Origin of the sequence: Ottowia sp. VDI28, assembly GCF_049532675.1 — a bacterium.
In the GTDB taxonomy this organism is placed as follows: Bacteria; Pseudomonadota; Gammaproteobacteria; order Burkholderiales; family Burkholderiaceae_C; genus Ottowia.
In genome coordinates this window covers 6,128,120-6,144,162 of the sequence record NZ_CP149820.1, presented here as the reverse complement: position 1 = coordinate 6,144,162, position 16,043 = coordinate 6,128,120, and the positions used below count along the sequence as shown (strand labels likewise).

Genomic DNA, 16,043 nt, shown 5'->3' with positions numbered 1-16,043 from the left:
CCGCGAGACACGCCCATGAAACCATCTGCCTTTGAACTCATCCGGACTTCGAGTCTGGAAGAAGCGCTGCGCGCGCTGCGGGAGCACCAGGACCGAGACGCGAAGCTCCTCGCAGGCGGCCAAAGCCTTATTCCCATGATGAACTTCCGGGTCGCGCAACCCGAGATCCTGATCGATCTTGGTGCGGTACCTGGCCTCGATGGCATCGAGATGCGGGATGGAGCGCTGTGCATCGGTGCCATGACCCGGCACAACGATGTGAAAGAGCATGCTCTGGTGGCGCAGCACGCACCGTTGGTGCGAGAGGCCTACGAGTATGTCGCGCACCATTCCATCCGGAACCGCGGAACCCTAGGCGGAAATCTCTCGCACGCCGATCCAGCCTCCGAGATGCCTGCGGTGATGCTTGCGCTTGACGCCGTGTTCATGGTGCGCAGCGTCGACGCCGAGCGCGCGATTCCCGCTTCGGAGTTCTTCCTCGCACCGTTCACGACGGCCCTTGAACCGGATGAAATGCTGCTGCAAGTGCGGATCCCGGCGGCACTAGCGCAGGAGCGGTTCGCATTCGAGGAGGTCAGTTTGCGCAAAGGCGATTTCGCGATCTCGGCCGTGGCCGCCGGCCTGCGGATGCGGGACGGGCGTTGCGAAAGAGCCCGTGTCTCGATGTCGGGGATATCGTACACGCCACTACGGGCAGCGGAAGCCGAGGAAGTCCTGGCTGGAGAGGTGCCGGATGCCGGATGCATCGCGCGCGCGGTTGATGCGGCCGTTGGCGCGATTGAGTTCAACGCGACCGCGGCCATCACGGCCGAGTACCGGCGCGACCTTACCCGCACGCTGATGATCCGGGCGCTGTCCCGTGCCGCAGCTGAGCCATCGGAGACCCCATGAACACTGTTCCCATTCAATTGGTTATCAACGGCGAGCCTGTCGAGCACCGGGCCGAGGCACGGATGCTGCTGAGTGATTTCATCCGCCATGAGCAGGGTCTCACAGGGACCCATGTGGGGTGCGAGCATGGTGTATGCGGCGCTTGCACCGTGTTGATTGATGGCCGCAGTGCACGCTCGTGCCTTACCTTTGCTTCCCAGGCTCAGGGTTGCCACGTTGAGACCATCGAAAGCCTGGCGGGGCCGGGGGGCGAGCTCTCCGCATTGCAGGTGGCCTTCCGGCGCTGTCACGCGCTGCAATGCGGCTTTTGCACGCCGGGGGTTCTCATGGTTGCGGCCGAGTATCTGCGCGCCGGCGGATCGCCGGACCGGGAGGCGATCCGCGAGGCCATATCGGGAAATCTGTGCCGTTGTACCGGCTACGAAACCATCATCGACGCGATCGCCGAGGCGGCGCGCGAAAACGCGGAGATCAAGGCATGAGCGCCGATTCTCGTGAAACATCCGCAGGTTGGGTGGGCCGCAGTGTCCCGAGGCGCGAAGACGCCCGCTTTTTGCTGGGGCGGGGACGCTTCACGGACGATCTCATGCTGCCGCGCATGGCCCATGCAGCCGCGCTTGCATCGCCTCATGCCCACGCGCGCATCCGCTCGATCGATACCCAACGCGCCCGCGCGCTGCCGGGCGTTTACGCGGTGCTGACCGGACGCGAGTTGGAGCAGCTCGTCGGGCCGATGCCGACGCTGTCATCGCCACCGGTGATTCAGCATTGCGTGGCGGTGGAGAAAGTGCGGCACGTGGGCGAACCCGTGGCCGTGGTCGCAGCTGTGAACCGCTATGTCGCGGAAGACGCGCTGGCGTTGATTGACGTCGATTACGAGCCATTGCCTTCCGTGGTCGATCCCGAACAATCGATACAGGCCACGGGCGACGCATTGCTGCATCCGGAGCACGGCTCGAACGTGGTTCACCGCAGCCGATATGCATGGGGGCCGGTGAAAGAGGCGTTCGCCACGGCCGGCGCGCGTGTGGTGCGCCGCCGCTTCCGCTGGCCGCGCGTGTCTCCGCAGCCGATGGAGACCTGTGCGGCTGTAGTGGACTACGACCCCTCCGAGAGCCGCTTCACGATATGGTCGAACATGTCTCAGCAGGGCGTGCTGGGTATGCGCCTGGCGGCCTCCCTGCATGTGCAGCCGCAGCAACTGACATTCCATATGCGCGATGTAGGCGGGAGCTTCGGCGGGAAGTCCACGCTCTACCATGTGCCCATGATCGCCGCGGCGCTCTCGCGCCACATCGGCCGGCCCGTCAAGTACACGGAAGACCGTGCCGAGCACATGGCCAACGGCAATCAGCACGGTTCGGACCGCATCTACGATGCGGCACTGGTGGTCGACGGAAACGGCCAGTTCACGGCGCTGCAACTCAAGGTGATCGACGACTACGGCGCCTATTTCCTGATGAACACGGGCGCTCACGGCAATGCGCTGGCCCAGGCTGTCGGGCCTTACACCATTCCGGCGCTTGAGTACGACCTGACTTGTGTTCTGACCAACAAGACCAACCAGGCGCCGTACCGGGGCTTCGGAGGCGAAGTCGGCAACTTCGTGCTTGAGCGGTTGGTCGATGCCGCCGCGGTGGAACTGTGTGCGGATCCTGTGGAGCTGAGGCGGCGCAACTTCATCCAGCCGGAGCAATTTCCCTGGCGTATTCCGAACGGCAACATCTACGATAGCGGCAACTACGGCCGCGTGCTTGACCGCGCGCTTGAACTGGCTGACCTTCCGCGTTGGCGTAAGCTGAAGGCCGAGTCGCGAGCGCGGGGAAAGCGCATCGGCTTCGGCCTGGCTACCGTCAACGAGCGCAGCGTGCTCAGCGTGACCGAACTTTGGTTCCTTGATCCCCAAGCCCCATTTCCGCAGACTTCGAGCCCTGAGAGCGCTCAGGTGAAGATGATTGCCGATGGAACGGTGAGCGTGACGCTCTATGCGCCTCATTGGGGCAACAGTCCGGAGACCACGGCGGTGCAGTTGGTCGCGCAGTACTTGTCGATGGATCCCGAGCGGATTTCGGTCAACTACGCGGCGACCGATGTCGGGCTCATGTCCAAGGGACCGGTGGGCAGCCGTTACACCGTGATGGTGGCCGGTGCGATCGCGGGTGCCTGCGAGCGGCTGCGCCGGCGGCTGGTGATGTTCGCCGCGAGCATGTTGGCCGCGGCCGAGGAAGAACTGGACATCGAGGGCGAGAGGGTTTTCCTGAGATCCGATCCCGCGCGCATGAAGACCTTCGGCGAGATCGCGCGCGCCGCGCACAGCTTTCGTCTCGATTTCCCCGAGGACGAGCGCTATCACAGCGGCCTGGTTGCCCAGTACACCTACGACCATCCGCTGACCACGCGCCCGAACGCGGATCGCTCGGATCTGGGCATCTTCTACCCGATCGTGGGACACGCATGCCACGTCGCTGTGGTCGAGGTCGACGAAGCCACGCACCAGATTCGCTTCCTCAAGTATGTGGCCGTCCATGACGCCGGTACGGTACTTAATCCCAAGCTGGTCGATGGACAGATCCGAGGCGGCATTGCCCAAGGGATTGGCACTGCGCTCTACGAGAAGTACGTGTTCGACGAGCAAGGGCAACTGCTGACCGGCTCACTCGCGGACTACGGCGTGCCGACGGCGGCTGAGGTCCCCGATCTGACCATTGATCACGTGGAGACACCCTCGCCTTACACGGAGTTCGGCATGAAGGGCTGTGGGGAAGGGGGCGGTTGGCAGCCATGCCCGCGATCGCATCCGCCATTGACAACGCCTTCGACGACGAGGCCCTCTTCATTGATGAGCTGCCGGTGACACCATCGGCGCTGCACGCATGGCGGTCACGCGCCTGCGCATCCAAGGAAATCTGATGAAATTGACTGGAGAAAGAATCGTTCCCGCCGGGCCCGCCCAGATATGGAGTGCGCTGTTGGACCCCGAGACGCTCAAGGCGTGTATTCCTGGCTGCGATGAACTTGAGCGCACAGGCAACAATGCTTACCGCGCCGCCATGGTGTCCAAGGTCGGTCCCATCAAGGCGCGTTTCGCTGGTCAGGTGGCGCTTGACGACAGCCGTTTGCCGGACAGCTGCACACTGACGGGCGAGGGAACGGGTGGCGTGGCCGGCTTCGTGAAAGGCGCGGCTGCGATCCGCGTCGAGCCGGCCGAGAACGGAAGCCGGCTGATCTACGACGCGGAGGTCGAGATTGGCGGCAAGATCGCCTCCCTGGGCGACAGGCTCTTCCGGGGCGTCGTGGAGCGCAATATCACGCAGCTATTCGACGTCTTCGAGAAGAGGTTGTCTGACAGCTGAGCCCGCGGGCAGGTCAATCGCCGACGAAGTTCGGCTTGCGCTTTTCCAGGAAGGCTTGGCACCCTTCGTGCGCATCCTGGGTATCCAGCAGCAGGCTGATAGTGACGGCCTCGTGCTGCAGGGCCGCGTTCAGGGGCATTTCCGCGCCCTGGGTCATGGCGGATTTGAGCAGGCGAAGGGCCCAGGGGGATTTCTCCGCGATCCGTTGCGCCAGGGCCATGGCTTCGGGCAGCAGGCGCTCCCAGGGCACGGCCCGGTTGACCAGGCCCATCTGAACGGCTTCCTGCGACGAGATGAAGTCGCCTGTGTACATCAGCAGTTTCGCCTGGCATGGAGAGATCTGCCGCATGAGCCGCTGGGAGCCGCCGCCGCCAGGGAACAGGCCGAGCTTGATCTCCGGGAGTCCCAACTGGGCATCCTCGGCCATCAGGCGCACATCCGTGGTGAGCAGGAATTCGGTGCCGCCACCCAGGGCCCAGCCGTTGACCGCGGCGATGGTGGGCTTGGTGCATTCCTCGAAACGGCGAAACACCCGGTGCACCAGGACCGAGAAATCGCGGTAGTGCGCAAGAGCGTCGCGCTGATGGAGGTCGGCGATATTGCCGCCGGCGATGAACACACGGCTTTCTCCGCCAGTGACGAGGATCACGCGCACCTGGCTATCGTTCTCCAGATCCTGCAAAGCCTGTTCCATGGCGAGCAGCATGGCCGGCTCCAGGGTGTTCATCTGTGCTGTGCGGTTGAAGGTCATCACCCCCACAGCGCCTTCTCGGCGGACAAGGACGTGGTCCTGAGACATGGCTGGCTCCTCCTGTTTCAATGCAGGTTCAATGCAAGGCTTGCCGTTTCTTGAACGGGCGAAGATCGATCATTCCCGGCGCTTCGCGCGGATCGGTGCCGGCAGGAAACAGCTGGTGCTTTTGCACCTTCTGCGTGCCGGTGGTGGGGATCTCGCGGGTGAACCACAACCAGCCGGGGACCTTGTAGTAGGCCAGTGCGTCGCGGCAATACGCGAGCAGGTTCTGCACCAGCGGGTCGTTGGCATCAGGCTGGGCTTGCTGGCCAGGCTTGAGGACCACGCAGGCCAGCACTTCCTCTTCCCGCACGTCGTCATGCACGCCGAGAACGGCTGCCTGTGCCACGGCGGGATGCGCCTGCAGCACGGCCTCGACCTCCGCGGCCGCGATGTTCTCGCCCGATCGGCGGATGATGTTCTTGCGCCGCTCCACGAAATGAAGCAGCCCATCAGGGTCGCGCACCACTACGTCGCCGGTGTGGAACCATCCCCCTCGCCAGGCCTGCTCGGTGGCGGCCTCATCGTCCAGGTAGCCGCTGAAGCAGTCCCTGCGCGGCGTTTCGGCGGAATAGCGCAACAGCATCTCGCCGGGAGTACCGTCCGGCACGTCCTGATCGGCATCGTCGGCGACGCGGACCTCCAGCGTGGGTTGTGTCCGGCCGAAGGCGCGCGTGCCCACCTGACGGGGCGCATCGGCGTCGAAGATCGCGCGCACCATCTCCGTCATGCCCCAGATCTCGATGAGGGGGTAGCCGAAGCGGGCTTCGAACTCGGCATGGCGCTGAGGGTCCACGCCCGCTCCGATGGCAAAGCGCACCTGATGGTCGCGCTCCAGGGGATGAGCGGGCTGGTTCAGCAGCATGGGCACGACCACGCCGAGGTAATGCACGACGGTGGCGCGGCTCGAATGGACCTCCTCGAACCAGCGGGTGGGCTGGAAACGATCGGTCTGGATCTGGCAGTTGCCCGTGAGCAGCGCGCAGAAGAACGAGAACACCAGAGAGTTGACGTGAAAGACCGGCAGCGGGTTGTAGATGCGTTCCCGGCCCTCCGCAAAGTTCACCAGGCCGCCTCGGCCCGCATACCACTGGCCGGTCGCGATTTCGTAGCGATGGGACAGCAGACAGCCTTTCGGGCGTCCGGTGGTTCCAGACGTGTAGAGAATGCTGGCGATATCGCCCGCGTGCACTTCGCGTACTTCCTTCGGCCTCAAGGGCGCAGGCAGGTCGCCTGAGGCTGCCTGTAGGGAGATCAGGGGAGCGCGGTGCGGGGTATGGGCCAGTGCCTGGTGCGCCAAAGGCATCAGGGCGTCCAGGGTGATGATCAGATCCAGCTTCGCATGCCCGATCACATAGGCCATCTCCATGGGGCGGTGATCCGGATTGAGCGGTACGCAGCACACGCCCAGTGTGTTCATGGCCAGCTTGTGCAGGAAGTGCTCGGGCCGGTTTTCCAGCAGCAGGCCGACACGGTGCCCCACGCCGTAACCGGCGCGCGCGTAGACCTCGCTGAGCGTTTTGACCTGGGCCGCCACTTCGGCATACGACCATTCAAGGCCCTGAGGCGCATAGGCGCGCGCAGGATTGGCTGGCACCGCCAGGAGCGGGTTGCTGCCCCAACGCCGGGCGGCTTCGGCCAGGACCTGGCCGAGCGTGGCGGATTCTTCCGGAATCAACATGTTCAAGGCTCCAAATCAGTTGGCCGCGGAGCAGGCCATGCTGGGGTGCCCGCGGAGCTGGCTTTGCCAGGCCGCTGGGTGCGTCCCCTGGGGGAAGGCGCGCCAGCGACTCAGGGGGGTATTTCACAACCTGAGCACGCCGTAGCCTTCCGCGCCGAACGGCGCGTTGAGCGAGGCGATGATGGCCATGCCCAGGGCATTCCGGGTGTCCACGGGGTCGAGGATGCCGTCGTCCCACAGCTCCGAGGTGGAGTAGTAGGCTTCGCTTTCTGCCTGGTACCGCTCCAGGACAGGCTGGCGGATTTCTGTGATCTGCTCTTCCGTCAGCTGCTCTCCATGGCGCTGCAGTTGCCTGATCTTCACATCGGCCAGCGTGTTCGCGGCCTGCTCGGCGCCCATGACGGCGATCTGCGACTGCGGCCACATCCACAGGAACCGGCCGTCGAAGGCGCGCCCGCACATGCCGTAGTTGCCGGCCCCGAACGAGCCGCCGACAATGACCGTGAACTTGGGCACCGAGCAACCCACTTGGGTCATGATCATCTTGGCGCCATCCTTGGTGATGCCGCGCTCTTCATACTCGCGGCCAACCATGTAGCCGGTAATGTTCTGCAGGAACACCAGGGGCGTGCGGTCGCGGTCGCACAGACGCATGAAGTGCGCGGCCTTGAGCGAGCTGTCGTTGAACAGCACCCCGTTGTTGGCCAGGATCCCCACCTTGCAGCCCCAGATGCGGGCGAAGCCGCAGACCAGCGTGGTGCCATAGCCAGGCTGGTACTCATGGAAGTGGCTGCCATCGACGATGCGGGCGATCACCTCGCGCATGTCAAAGCCGGTCTTCCAGTCGGTGGGAATGATGCCGTAGAGCTCCTGCGGATCGTAGTGGGGCGGCTCGGGGTCGATGCGGTCGATGCGTTGCTTTTCCACGGGCGAGGTCTGCGCGAAGATATCGCGCGCGATGGCGAAGGCATGGGCCTCGTCATCGGCGGCGTAGTCGCAGGTACCGGACACGGTGGTGTGCATGTCCGCGCCGCCCAGGGCTTCCGCGCTGACGATCTCGCCCGTCGCGGCCTTCACCAGCGGCGGGCCGCCCAGGAAGACGCCGCCATTGCCGCGCACGATGACGCTGTAGTCGCACAGCGCGGGGATGTAGGCGCCGCCGGCCGTGCAATGGCCGAGCACCACGGCGATCTGCGGCACCCCCATCTTCGAGAGCGTGCACTGGTTGCGGAAAATGCGGCCGGCCGCATACCGGTCCGGGAACAGGTCGGCCTGCAGCGGCAGGAAGCCTCCGGCGCTGTCGCACAGGTGGATCACCGGCAGCCGGTTCTCGATCGCGATGTCGAGCGTGCGCACGATCTTCTTGACCGAGAGCGGATACCAGGCTCCGCCCTTGATGCTCGGGTCATCGGCATGGATGACCACCTCGCGCCCGTGGATGATGCCGATCCCCGACACCTGGCCGGCGCCGTGCACGTCGCCGCCGTAGGACTGGTTGGCTGCCAGGGCGCTGATTTCGAGGAAAGGCGTACCCGGATCCAGCAGCAGATCCAGCCGCTCGCGCACGGTAAGCTTCTTGTGGCTGTGCAGGCGGTCGATGTCCCGCTGTGGCCGCACGTGCCGCGCGGTATGCAGGCGCTCGCGCAGTTGCTGCACACGCTGCGTCATGGCGGCGAAATTCTGGCGGTAGGTGTCGGAGCCCGTGTCCAGGCGGCTGTTGATGCGGCTCATGCTGCGGCGTCCTCGGCGTGAATGCGGGCCAGTACGGCGCCTCGTTGGAAGGTCTGTCCGGGCTGGAAGGGGATTTCTTCCAGGGTGCCGCTTTGCGGCGCTTCGATGGTCATCTGCAGCTTCATGCTTTCAATCACGAGGAGGGGCTCGCCCGCCTTGACCGTGCTGCCCGGCTGAGCGATCCAACTGATCACCACGCCCGGCATGGGCGCCGTGGCGCCGCCTTGGCCCGCACCGGCGCCGCTGCCGTCGGTGCGGGTGGGATCGACGCGCTCGATCGTGCAGCTCCGCCCGTTCAGCTGAAGGTAGAAGGTGTCGCCGTGGGCCACGACACGCGCATGCGCCGTGCCTGAATCCGTCCGGGTGACGTAGTGGGTGCTGTCCAGGGCGCGGACAGGTATCTCGGTGCCATCCACCTGAATGTGGCCGCCGCGCTTGTGCACCTGATGGCGCTGGGCGGTGTCGGATTGGAAGACGAAGGTCGTCATGGGAGTCTCTACGGAGGTTGGATTCAGTTGCGCCAGGCGCCCATGGCGGCGAATACCTGGGGCAGTTCGGTGGCGTGGCTTTCCCGGCTGGCCGCGGCGGCCACGGCCAGCAGCGCGCGGCGTTCGTCGTCTGTCCATTCGCGCGGGCGAAGTTCGGCTTTGTGGCGCTCCAGGAACCCGGTATCGGTGGCCCCCGATTGAAAGGCGGGATGCGCGAGCACGCGGCCCAGAAAATCGGTGTTGACGGTCACGCCCAGCATCAAGGTATCCTTCAGAGCTTGCCGCAGGCGGGCGATGGCCAGATCGCGCGTGGCCGCGTGGGCGATCAGCTTGGCCAGCATGGAGTCGAAATCGGCGCTGACCCGCGCGCCCTGCGTGACGCCGTTGTCGAAGCGGATGCCGGGCCCTTGCGGTTCTCCCAGCAGAAGCACTCGGCCGGTATCGGGAACGAAACCCGCATCGGCATCTTCTGCCAGCACCCGGCATTCAATGGCGCTGCCATGCCAGCGCACTTCTTCCTGCGTGAGGGGCAGGGGTTCGTCCTGAGCGACGCGCAGTTGCCACTCCACCAGATCGAGGCCCGTGACCATCTCGGTCACCGGATGCTCCACCTGCAGGCGTGTGTTCATTTCCAGGAAGAAGAACTCTCCTGTCGGTGACACGATGCATTCCACCGTACCGGCATTGACATAGCCGGCCGCGCTGGCCAGCCGCACTGCGGCATCGCAGATGCGCTGGCGCAACTCGGGCGCCAGGGCGGGGGCGGGGCTTTCCTCGATGAGCTTCTGGAAACGGCGCTGGATGGAGCACTCTCGCTCGCCAAGGTGGATGACCCGCCCGTGAGAATCGCCGAAGACCTGGACTTCAATATGGCGGGGCTGCTCGACGAAGCGCTCCGCCAGCAGGCGCCCGTCGCCAAAGTAGCGCTCGCTCTCGGCGCGCGCCACGGCGATGGCCTGAGGGAGAGCATCGGCGCTGCGCACAATCTGCATGCCCTTGCCGCCGCCGCCTGCCGCACCTTTCACGAGCAGCGGGAAGCCGACCGCCGTGGCGCGTTCGGCGAAGCTCTCCGGCGCGTCGGCTTCGTCGGCTGATGGGGTGACCGGCACGTCGTGGCGCTGGGCGAACTGCCGCGCGGTGATCTTGTCACCCATCAGTTCAATGACCTCCGCGGGCGGACCGACAAAGGTCAAGCCCGCCTCGGCCACTGCCCGGGCAAAGCCGGCGTTCTCGGAAAGAAAGCCGTACCCTGGGTGGATGGCGTCGCAGCCGCTGTCGATGGCGGCGCGGATGAGCGCCGCGCCATTCAGCCAGGCCGACACGGGGGGCTCGCCGTGCAGCTCCACGGTCTCGTCCGCCACCTGGAGGGCGGGGCCGTGGCGGTCCTTCTCGTGCCAAGGCACCACGGTGGCAATGCCCATGCGCTGGGCGGTGCGGGCGATGCGCAGCGCGATCTCGGCCCGGTTGGCGATGAACAGTTTGCGGATACTCATTTGCTTGCTTTCTTGCCGCGGCCGGCAGGCGGTTTGCCTGCCTTCGCCGGGGCGGATCCGGTATCAGGCGAGGTCATGACTGCCTGCTCGATCTGGTCCAGCCGTGCGCGCACTTCGTCGAGCACCTGGCTGATGTGGGTTCGTTCAGTGGATGAGGGAGCGATGCTGGTGCGGACGCGCCGTAGCCAGGCTGCACGAAGCCGAGCACCATGGCGGTATAGCGGTCTGCCATGGATTCCACGTCCACGGTGCCGCGGCCGAAGAGGGTCCCCCACATGCGGTGTTCGATGCCGCCGTAGACCATGGAGCGCAACAGTTCGGCATCGGTGTCCGGCGGAAGCTCGCCGTGGGCGATGCCGTCTTCCACGGTGCGCAGCAGGAAGGCCGTGTAGCGCACGTGCAGATCGTGCAGCACCGATTGGAAGTACTCCGGGCCGGTCCGCACCTCATGCAGCACCAGCCGCGACAGATTGGGCTCTTCGACATAGACCCGCAGGTGCCGCCAGATGAGAAAGCGCATGCGGCTGCGCACGCCCTGCAGGCGCGAGAATTTGTCTTCCAGGTCGCCGATCAGCGGCTCGTACATGCCGCGCAGCACGGCATTCAGGAGATCGCGTTTGGAGGGGTAGTAGGAATAGACAAGTCCTTCCACCACGCCGACCTTGGCCGCGATTTCGCCGACCGAGGAGCGGTCGAAGCCCTTCTCCAGAAAGACCTCCCGCGCTGCCGCCAGGATCTCGGCCGCCCGGCGCATCCGGCGCGGCGTCAGTGCGCCGGCGGGTTGCGCATAGTCGGCGGGCGCATCCTCGGGGAAGCGGCTGGAGGTGTTCGATTCGAGCGTGTCATGGCAAAGTATCCAGCACGGAGGGGGTGACGTCGACTTCCAGGTCCAGCAGCATCTGCGCGAATGCCTTGCCTTGCGGGTCGTAGCGCAGAGAGGCGACACCGCCGCCGCCGAGCGCTTTTTCGAGCACGAAGTTGAGCGCCTGGAAGCCGGGTAGCTCGTACCTGCGGACTGGCCCCTGAGTGACATGCGCGAAGTAGTCCTGCACGGCTTGCGCGGTCAGCACTCTGCGCAGCTCCTGGTAGGCGGCCTCCGAGCGCGCCACGATGCCCACGTTGGCCGTGTCGCCCTTGTCACCGCTGCGGCCATAGGCCAGGCGCAGCAAGGGCACGCGAGTGGTCGATCCGGAGGCCGCAGGTGGTGCTGCGGCGGCTGGAGATGTGTCTGCGGCGGGTGTGGTCTCCCGGTTCACCTGGGCAGGCTCGAAAGAGACTGCCCGGCCATCGAGTTCGATGCGCGGCTTGACCCGGTCTTCCGCGATCAGGAAGGAGAACAGGCGCACCACCGGCGAAGGGCTGGGCCTGCCTGCGGCAAAACCCGTGATGCCTTGCGCCATGGACGTGGCGGAAGGCGCGAACTCGCGCGCCAGCAGCTCCAGCGCCTCGCGTTGCGGGTGTTTGGCGGCGAGCTTGAGCACCACCTCGCGGGCATGTGCCGTGCGTGTGTGCGGGCCGTAGGTGGCTTCGGAGCCCAACACTTCGAGGCTGGTTTCGGAGAAGCCGGGCATGTCTCGCTCGCCCAGCAGCCGGGTGCAGCGCTTCAGAATGGCCTCGCCCACCCGGCGGGCCTTTTCCGCCGCCTGGCTGCCACCGATCATCAGAGTGCCGAGCAGGCGCCAGCCGTCGTTCCAGGTGGCGCTGACCTTGTAGGTCGAAGGAGCCGGGGTGCCCGCAGCGCCGCTGACACGCACACGGTCCGGGCCATCTTGCGCCAGCCGGACCTGGCTGAAGTCGCAAGTCACATCCGGCAGAAGATAGCGGCGCGGATCGGCGATCTCATAGACGATCTGCTCAGCCACCGTCGCGGGCTCGACCAGGCCACCGGTGCCCGCTGGCTTGGTCAGAATGAAGCTGGCGCCGTCCGGATCGCATTCGGCAATGGGAAACCCCATGTTGTCCCAGCCGGGCACGCGGTGCCAGTCGGTGAAGATGCCGCCGGTGCACTGGGTGCCGCATTCGATCACATGGCCGGCCAGGCTCCCGGTGGCCAGCTTGTCCCAGTCGCTCCAGGACCAGCCGAACTCGTGCACCAGGGGCGCCAGCGTGACCGCGCTGTCGACCACGCGGCCGGTGATGACCACCTGTGCACCCGCATCGAGTGCGGCCGCGATCGGCTGCGCGCCGAGGTAGGCATTCACGCTCAGGAAGTCCGCCGGCATGGGCTCCTGGGTGAACATCTCCCGGGTGTCCTCGCTGCGCAACGCGGCCACCTGGCCGCTGAGGTCGTCACCCTCCACCACGGCGATGTGCATGGAGAGGCCTTGATTTTGCAGGGCCGCGGCCAGCGCGCTGGCGCAGGCTTTGGGGTTGACGCCGCCCGCGTTGGCCACCACGCGGATGCCCTGCGCCTGGATCTCCGGCGCCAGCTTGGAGATGACCTTGACGAAATCCGGCGTGTAGCCCGCTTCGGGGGACTTGGCCCGCGCCCGTGCGAGCAGCGACATCGTGATCTCGGCCAGGTAATCGAACACGAGGTAGTCGATCTGGCCGCCGCGCACCAACTGCGCGGCGCCCGCCTCGGAATCGCCCCAGAAGCCGCTGGCACAGCCGATGCGCAGGGGCCGGTCGCGGCGAGAACGTTGGGATGAAGTGGAAGTCATGCCGTTTCCAGGTTCAGCGGTTGGGCCAGGCCGGCGCGCGCTTCTCGGTGAAGGCGCGCATGCCCTCCCGCGTGTCGTCGCTCTGCGCCATCACCGGCAGCACCATCTGCGCGAGATTGAGCGCGTCATTCAGGTTCATGTCGTTCATGGCCGAGAAGGCGCGCCGTCCCATGCGCAGGGCGACGGGGGAGTTGGCGGCCAGCTTGGCGACCAGGGCATCGACCGAAATATCCAGCTCCGCGGCCGGCACGGCCTGGCCGAGGATGCCGAATTCCACGGCCTGGCTGGCACCGAAGCGTTCGGCCAGAAAACACATTTCCTGCAGGCGCCGGCGCGGGATCACGCGCATGAGCAGCGGCAGGATCATCATGGGAAAGACGCCGACGCGCGCTTCGGTGGTGCCGAACTTGGCGCTGTCCACGCCGATGGCGAAATCGCAGGCGCAGATCAGTCCCACACCGCCTCCGAAGGCTCCGCCGTTGACGCGCGCGATGATCGGCAGGTTGCAGCGGTCCATGGCGCGAAACAGCTCGGCGATGGGGTTGTCGAAGCGGCCGGGGTCGAGCGCGAAGGGCGAGCCATTCGCGCCGGGCGTGAGCTTGCCGCCGGCGCAGAAAGTCTGTGTGCCCGCGCCGGTCAGCACGATGGCGCGCACGCCCTCCATGGTTTCGGCGGCCATCAGCGCTTCGCGTAACTCGTTCATGACGCTGTCGGTCATGGTGTTGTGCTCGGCGGCGCGGTTGATGGTCACATGGCAGGCATGGCCTTTGCGTTCCACAAGAACTTGCGGGAGATCGGTGCTCAAGAGGAGGCTCCAGGTTCGGTTTTGGCAAGCGCCTGGGGAGGTTGGTAGAGAGGGAATCCGTTGTAGGTGAAGTCCTGCCGCGCGGGCTCCAGCTTCCAGGTGTGGCGGGCGGTCGGCACGCCCCCGTCAACCCGGATCACGGCGCCGCTGATGAAACCGGCGGCCGGCGACAGCAGGTAGACCACCGCCGAGGACAGTTCGGCTTCCGTGCCGAAGCGCTGCAGAGGCACCTTGGTGCGCAGGCCGCGCAGCAGCTCTTGATAACTGTCGTCGTAGGTGTCGATGCCGGCCGAGGCGATCCAGCCGGGGGCCACCGCGTTGACCCGGACCCCCGAGTGGCCCCATTCGCAGGCCGCTGTCTCGGTGAGGTTCAGCACACCGCCGCGAGCGGCGCCGGAGTGGCCCATGCCGGGCAATCCGCCCCAGATGTCGGCCAGGATGTTGACGATGCTGCCGCCATGCTGCTCCATCCACTGCACATAGCACTCGCGCGAGAAGAGAAAGGTGCCGTGCAGGTTGTTCCGCACCACGGCATCCCATCCTTTCAGGCTGATGTCGCGCAGAGGGGCAGGGTACTGCCCGCCCGCGCAGTTGAAAAGGCCGTGGATGGCGCCATGGGCGGCGACGATGTCCGCCACCGTCTGGCGCACGGCCTCTTCGTCGCGGATGTCGCAGGCATGGCAGGTGACCCGCGCGTTCGCTTCAGGGTACGCCGCGGCCAGTTCGGCGCGCACGGCCTCCAACTTGTCCAGTTTCCGCCCCACCAGGGCCAGTCCCGCGCCCAGGCTGGCGAGCTCATGGACGGTGCAGCGGCCCAGGCCGCTGCCGCCGCCAGTGACCACGACGGTCTGGCCTTCGAACAGATTTTCTCGGAACACCGAACGATAGCGCTCGGCGCTTGCCGGGGAAGAGGAGGGTGGGGCTTTTGACATGGTGGTGGGTTTCAGTAAGCGACGAAATCCGTCAGGGACTTGACTGTCGCATTCTTGGGGTCGGTCTGGAACAGCTTGATCGGCAACACCGCCTGGGCCTTCGGGTTATCGAAGGACACCGGGCCCGTGAGACCGCCTGTGTTGAAGTCCTTGAGCTTGTTGAGCTGCTCGACCACGCAGGTGCGCGTGACCTGGGCGCCGCAGCGGCGGATGCCTTCGGCCAGGACCTGGGTGCCGACATAGCCGCTCACGGTGTAGCGGTTGAAGTTGGCGTAGTCATCTGCGCTCAGATACTGCTTGGCTACGGCCATGAGCTTGACGCCAGCCGGGTCGTAGTTGGAGGCGTAATAGTCGGGAATCAGGTACTCGAAGCCCGAGGGCGCCGCCAGCTTGACGGCCGCCGGCAACTGGCCGGCCCACAGGGTGCCGATGACGGGCTTCATCCCCAGGCGCCGGAACTCGGCCATGACCGCGGCGGATTCGGTGGTCAAGGTGCCCAGGTAGACCGCAGTGACGCCCTTTTCCTTCAGGGACAGCACTTCGGCCGAGAAATCCTTGGCGCCGCGCTTGAACGGAATTTCCGCGACGCTCGCCACGCCGTGCTGCTTCACGGCCTTCTGGTAACCAGCCAGCAGCGCCTTGCCGAAGTCATCATCCTGGTAGAGGATGCCGAACTTCCCGCTCTTTTGCCCCAGCTTCTCGATCATGTAATTGATCGGCACATAACCGGCGAGATCATAGTCGGGCCCGATCATGAAGACCGTGGGGCGCCGGGGGCTGACGACGGCAGGGTTGGGCGCCATGTGCACGATGGTCGGAATCTTGGCTTCCTCGATCGTCGGCAGCATGGCCACCATGTGTGAGCTGCCGGTGGTGCCGGTCAGCGCAAACACCTTCTCGGAGTCGATGAGCTTCTTCACGGCGGTCACCGAGCGGGCGGGCACATAGCCGTCGTCCTCATAGATCGCCCGCAGCTTGCGGCCGTTGATCCCGCCTTTGGCGTTGATCTCGGCGATGGCGAGCTTGGAGCCGGCAGCCCCCGCCTTGCCGATCAGCGACGCGGGGCCCGACATGGGCTGCACCTCGCCCAGCAGGATTTCAGTGGCGGTCACGCCAATCTCCTGCGCGAGGGCGGTCCCGGCGCTGGCTGCGAGCGCCACGGCCGCGAGCAGGGCCAGTTTCCGATTCTTCAACATGCTTGTCTCCATAGTTG

General features: G+C 65.8%; 14 protein-coding genes. 4 read left to right on the top strand and 10 right to left on the bottom strand.

The genetic code is table 11. The features are described 5' to 3' along the window. Positions 1 to 15: 15 nt before the first annotated feature. Genes WJU18_RS29140 through WJU18_RS29125 form a run of 4 tightly spaced genes read left to right on the top strand, consistent with a single transcriptional unit; the run spans position 16 to position 4,244 of the window. A complete protein-coding gene (locus WJU18_RS29140; RefSeq protein ID WP_423457775.1) occupies positions 16 to 891 on the top strand; it encodes an FAD binding domain-containing protein in 876 nt (291 codons plus the stop codon). Further along, positions 888 to 1,373 carry a (2Fe-2S)-binding protein gene (locus tag WJU18_RS29135; protein WP_423457773.1) on the top strand — a complete coding sequence of 162 codons (486 nt, stop codon included), beginning with the start codon at positions 888 to 890 and terminating at the stop codon, positions 1,371 to 1,373. Before WJU18_RS29140 ends, WJU18_RS29135 begins: the two co-directional genes overlap by 4 nt. Beyond that, complete coding sequence (locus WJU18_RS29130; RefSeq protein ID WP_423457771.1) at positions 1,370 to 3,745, top strand: xanthine dehydrogenase family protein molybdopterin-binding subunit; 2,376 nt, start codon at positions 1,370 to 1,372, stop codon at positions 3,743 to 3,745. The genes WJU18_RS29135 and WJU18_RS29130 overlap by 4 nt, the downstream gene beginning before the upstream one ends. Positions 3,746 to 3,800: 55 nt before the next feature. Further along, positions 3,801 to 4,244: a CoxG family protein gene (locus WJU18_RS29125; RefSeq protein ID WP_423457769.1), complete on the top strand. Its 444-nt coding sequence runs from the start codon at positions 3,801 to 3,803 to the stop codon at positions 4,242 to 4,244. Between the two features lie 13 nt (positions 4,245 to 4,257). Here the strand turns inward: WJU18_RS29125 and WJU18_RS29120 are convergent, their stop codons facing one another. From WJU18_RS29120 to WJU18_RS29075, 10 genes are all read right to left on the bottom strand, one after another. Next, the gene (locus WJU18_RS29120; protein ID WP_423457767.1) at positions 4,258 to 5,043 is read right to left on the bottom strand and encodes an enoyl-CoA hydratase/isomerase family protein; all 786 of its coding nucleotides are present in this window, start codon (positions 5,041 to 5,043) and stop codon (positions 4,258 to 4,260) included. 28 nt (positions 5,044 to 5,071) lie between these two features. Beyond that, on the bottom strand, positions 5,072 to 6,718 hold the full coding sequence (locus WJU18_RS29115; protein WP_423457766.1) for an AMP-binding protein: 1,647 nt from the start codon (positions 6,716 to 6,718) through the stop codon (positions 5,072 to 5,074). Between the two features lie 123 nt (positions 6,719 to 6,841). Next, positions 6,842 to 8,449 (bottom strand): acyl-CoA carboxylase subunit beta, encoded by a 1,608-nt coding sequence (locus WJU18_RS29110; RefSeq protein ID WP_423457764.1) that lies wholly within the window; start codon positions 8,447 to 8,449, stop codon positions 6,842 to 6,844. Beyond that, a complete protein-coding gene (locus WJU18_RS29105; RefSeq protein WP_423457762.1) occupies positions 8,446 to 8,937 on the bottom strand; it encodes an acetyl-CoA carboxylase biotin carboxyl carrier protein subunit in 492 nt (163 codons plus the stop codon). Before WJU18_RS29105 ends, WJU18_RS29110 begins: the two co-directional genes overlap by 4 nt. A gap of 23 nt (positions 8,938 to 8,960) precedes the next feature. Continuing rightward, positions 8,961 to 10,430 (bottom strand): acetyl-CoA carboxylase biotin carboxylase subunit, encoded by a 1,470-nt coding sequence (locus tag WJU18_RS29100; RefSeq protein WP_423457761.1) that lies wholly within the window; start codon positions 10,428 to 10,430, stop codon positions 8,961 to 8,963. A gap of 73 nt (positions 10,431 to 10,503) precedes the next feature. Then, complete coding sequence (locus tag WJU18_RS29095; protein ID WP_423457759.1) at positions 10,504 to 11,184, bottom strand: TetR/AcrR family transcriptional regulator; 681 nt, start codon at positions 11,182 to 11,184, stop codon at positions 10,504 to 10,506. Between the two features lie 88 nt (positions 11,185 to 11,272). Continuing rightward, the gene (locus WJU18_RS29090) at positions 11,273 to 13,093 is read right to left on the bottom strand and encodes an acyclic terpene utilization AtuA family protein (RefSeq protein WP_423457758.1); all 1,821 of its coding nucleotides are present in this window, start codon (positions 13,091 to 13,093) and stop codon (positions 11,273 to 11,275) included. 13 nt (positions 13,094 to 13,106) lie between these two features. Beyond that, complete coding sequence (locus WJU18_RS29085) at positions 13,107 to 13,898, bottom strand: enoyl-CoA hydratase-related protein (protein WP_423457756.1); 792 nt, start codon at positions 13,896 to 13,898, stop codon at positions 13,107 to 13,109. Beyond that, positions 13,895 to 14,830 (bottom strand): SDR family oxidoreductase, encoded by a 936-nt coding sequence (locus WJU18_RS29080; RefSeq protein ID WP_423457754.1) that lies wholly within the window; start codon positions 14,828 to 14,830, stop codon positions 13,895 to 13,897. The genes WJU18_RS29085 and WJU18_RS29080 overlap by 4 nt, the downstream gene beginning before the upstream one ends. A gap of 11 nt (positions 14,831 to 14,841) precedes the next feature. Beyond that, positions 14,842 to 16,026, bottom strand: a complete 1,185-nt coding sequence (locus WJU18_RS29075) for an ABC transporter substrate-binding protein (RefSeq protein WP_423457752.1) — start codon at positions 16,024 to 16,026, stop codon at positions 14,842 to 14,844. Positions 16,027 to 16,043 lie beyond the last annotated feature (17 nt).

Coding starts and splice junctions, on each gene's coding strand:
- WJU18_RS29125 (WP_423457769.1), top strand. CDS start 3,801: ATGAAATTGACTGGAGAAAGAATCGTTCCCGCCGGGCCCGCCCAGATA.
- WJU18_RS29075 (WP_423457752.1), bottom strand. CDS start 16,026: ATGTTGAAGAATCGGAAACTGGCCCTGCTCGCGGCCGTGGCGCTCGCA.
- WJU18_RS29140 (WP_423457775.1), top strand. CDS start 16: ATGAAACCATCTGCCTTTGAACTCATCCGGACTTCGAGTCTGGAAGAA.
- WJU18_RS29095 (WP_423457759.1), bottom strand. CDS start 11,184: ATGCGCCGGGCGGCCGAGATCCTGGCGGCAGCGCGGGAGGTCTTTCTG.
- WJU18_RS29130 (WP_423457771.1), top strand. CDS start 1,370: ATGAGCGCCGATTCTCGTGAAACATCCGCAGGTTGGGTGGGCCGCAGT.
- WJU18_RS29135 (WP_423457773.1), top strand. CDS start 888: ATGAACACTGTTCCCATTCAATTGGTTATCAACGGCGAGCCTGTCGAG.
- WJU18_RS29110 (WP_423457764.1), bottom strand. CDS start 8,449: ATGAGCCGCATCAACAGCCGCCTGGACACGGGCTCCGACACCTACCGC.
- WJU18_RS29100 (WP_423457761.1), bottom strand. CDS start 10,430: ATGAGTATCCGCAAACTGTTCATCGCCAACCGGGCCGAGATCGCGCTG.
- WJU18_RS29090 (WP_423457758.1), bottom strand. CDS start 13,093: ATGACTTCCACTTCATCCCAACGTTCTCGCCGCGACCGGCCCCTGCGC.
- WJU18_RS29105 (WP_423457762.1), bottom strand. CDS start 8,937: ATGACGACCTTCGTCTTCCAATCCGACACCGCCCAGCGCCATCAGGTG.
- WJU18_RS29115 (WP_423457766.1), bottom strand. CDS start 6,718: ATGTTGATTCCGGAAGAATCCGCCACGCTCGGCCAGGTCCTGGCCGAA.
- WJU18_RS29120 (WP_423457767.1), bottom strand. CDS start 5,043: ATGTCTCAGGACCACGTCCTTGTCCGCCGAGAAGGCGCTGTGGGGGTG.
- WJU18_RS29080 (WP_423457754.1), bottom strand. CDS start 14,830: ATGTCAAAAGCCCCACCCTCCTCTTCCCCGGCAAGCGCCGAGCGCTAT.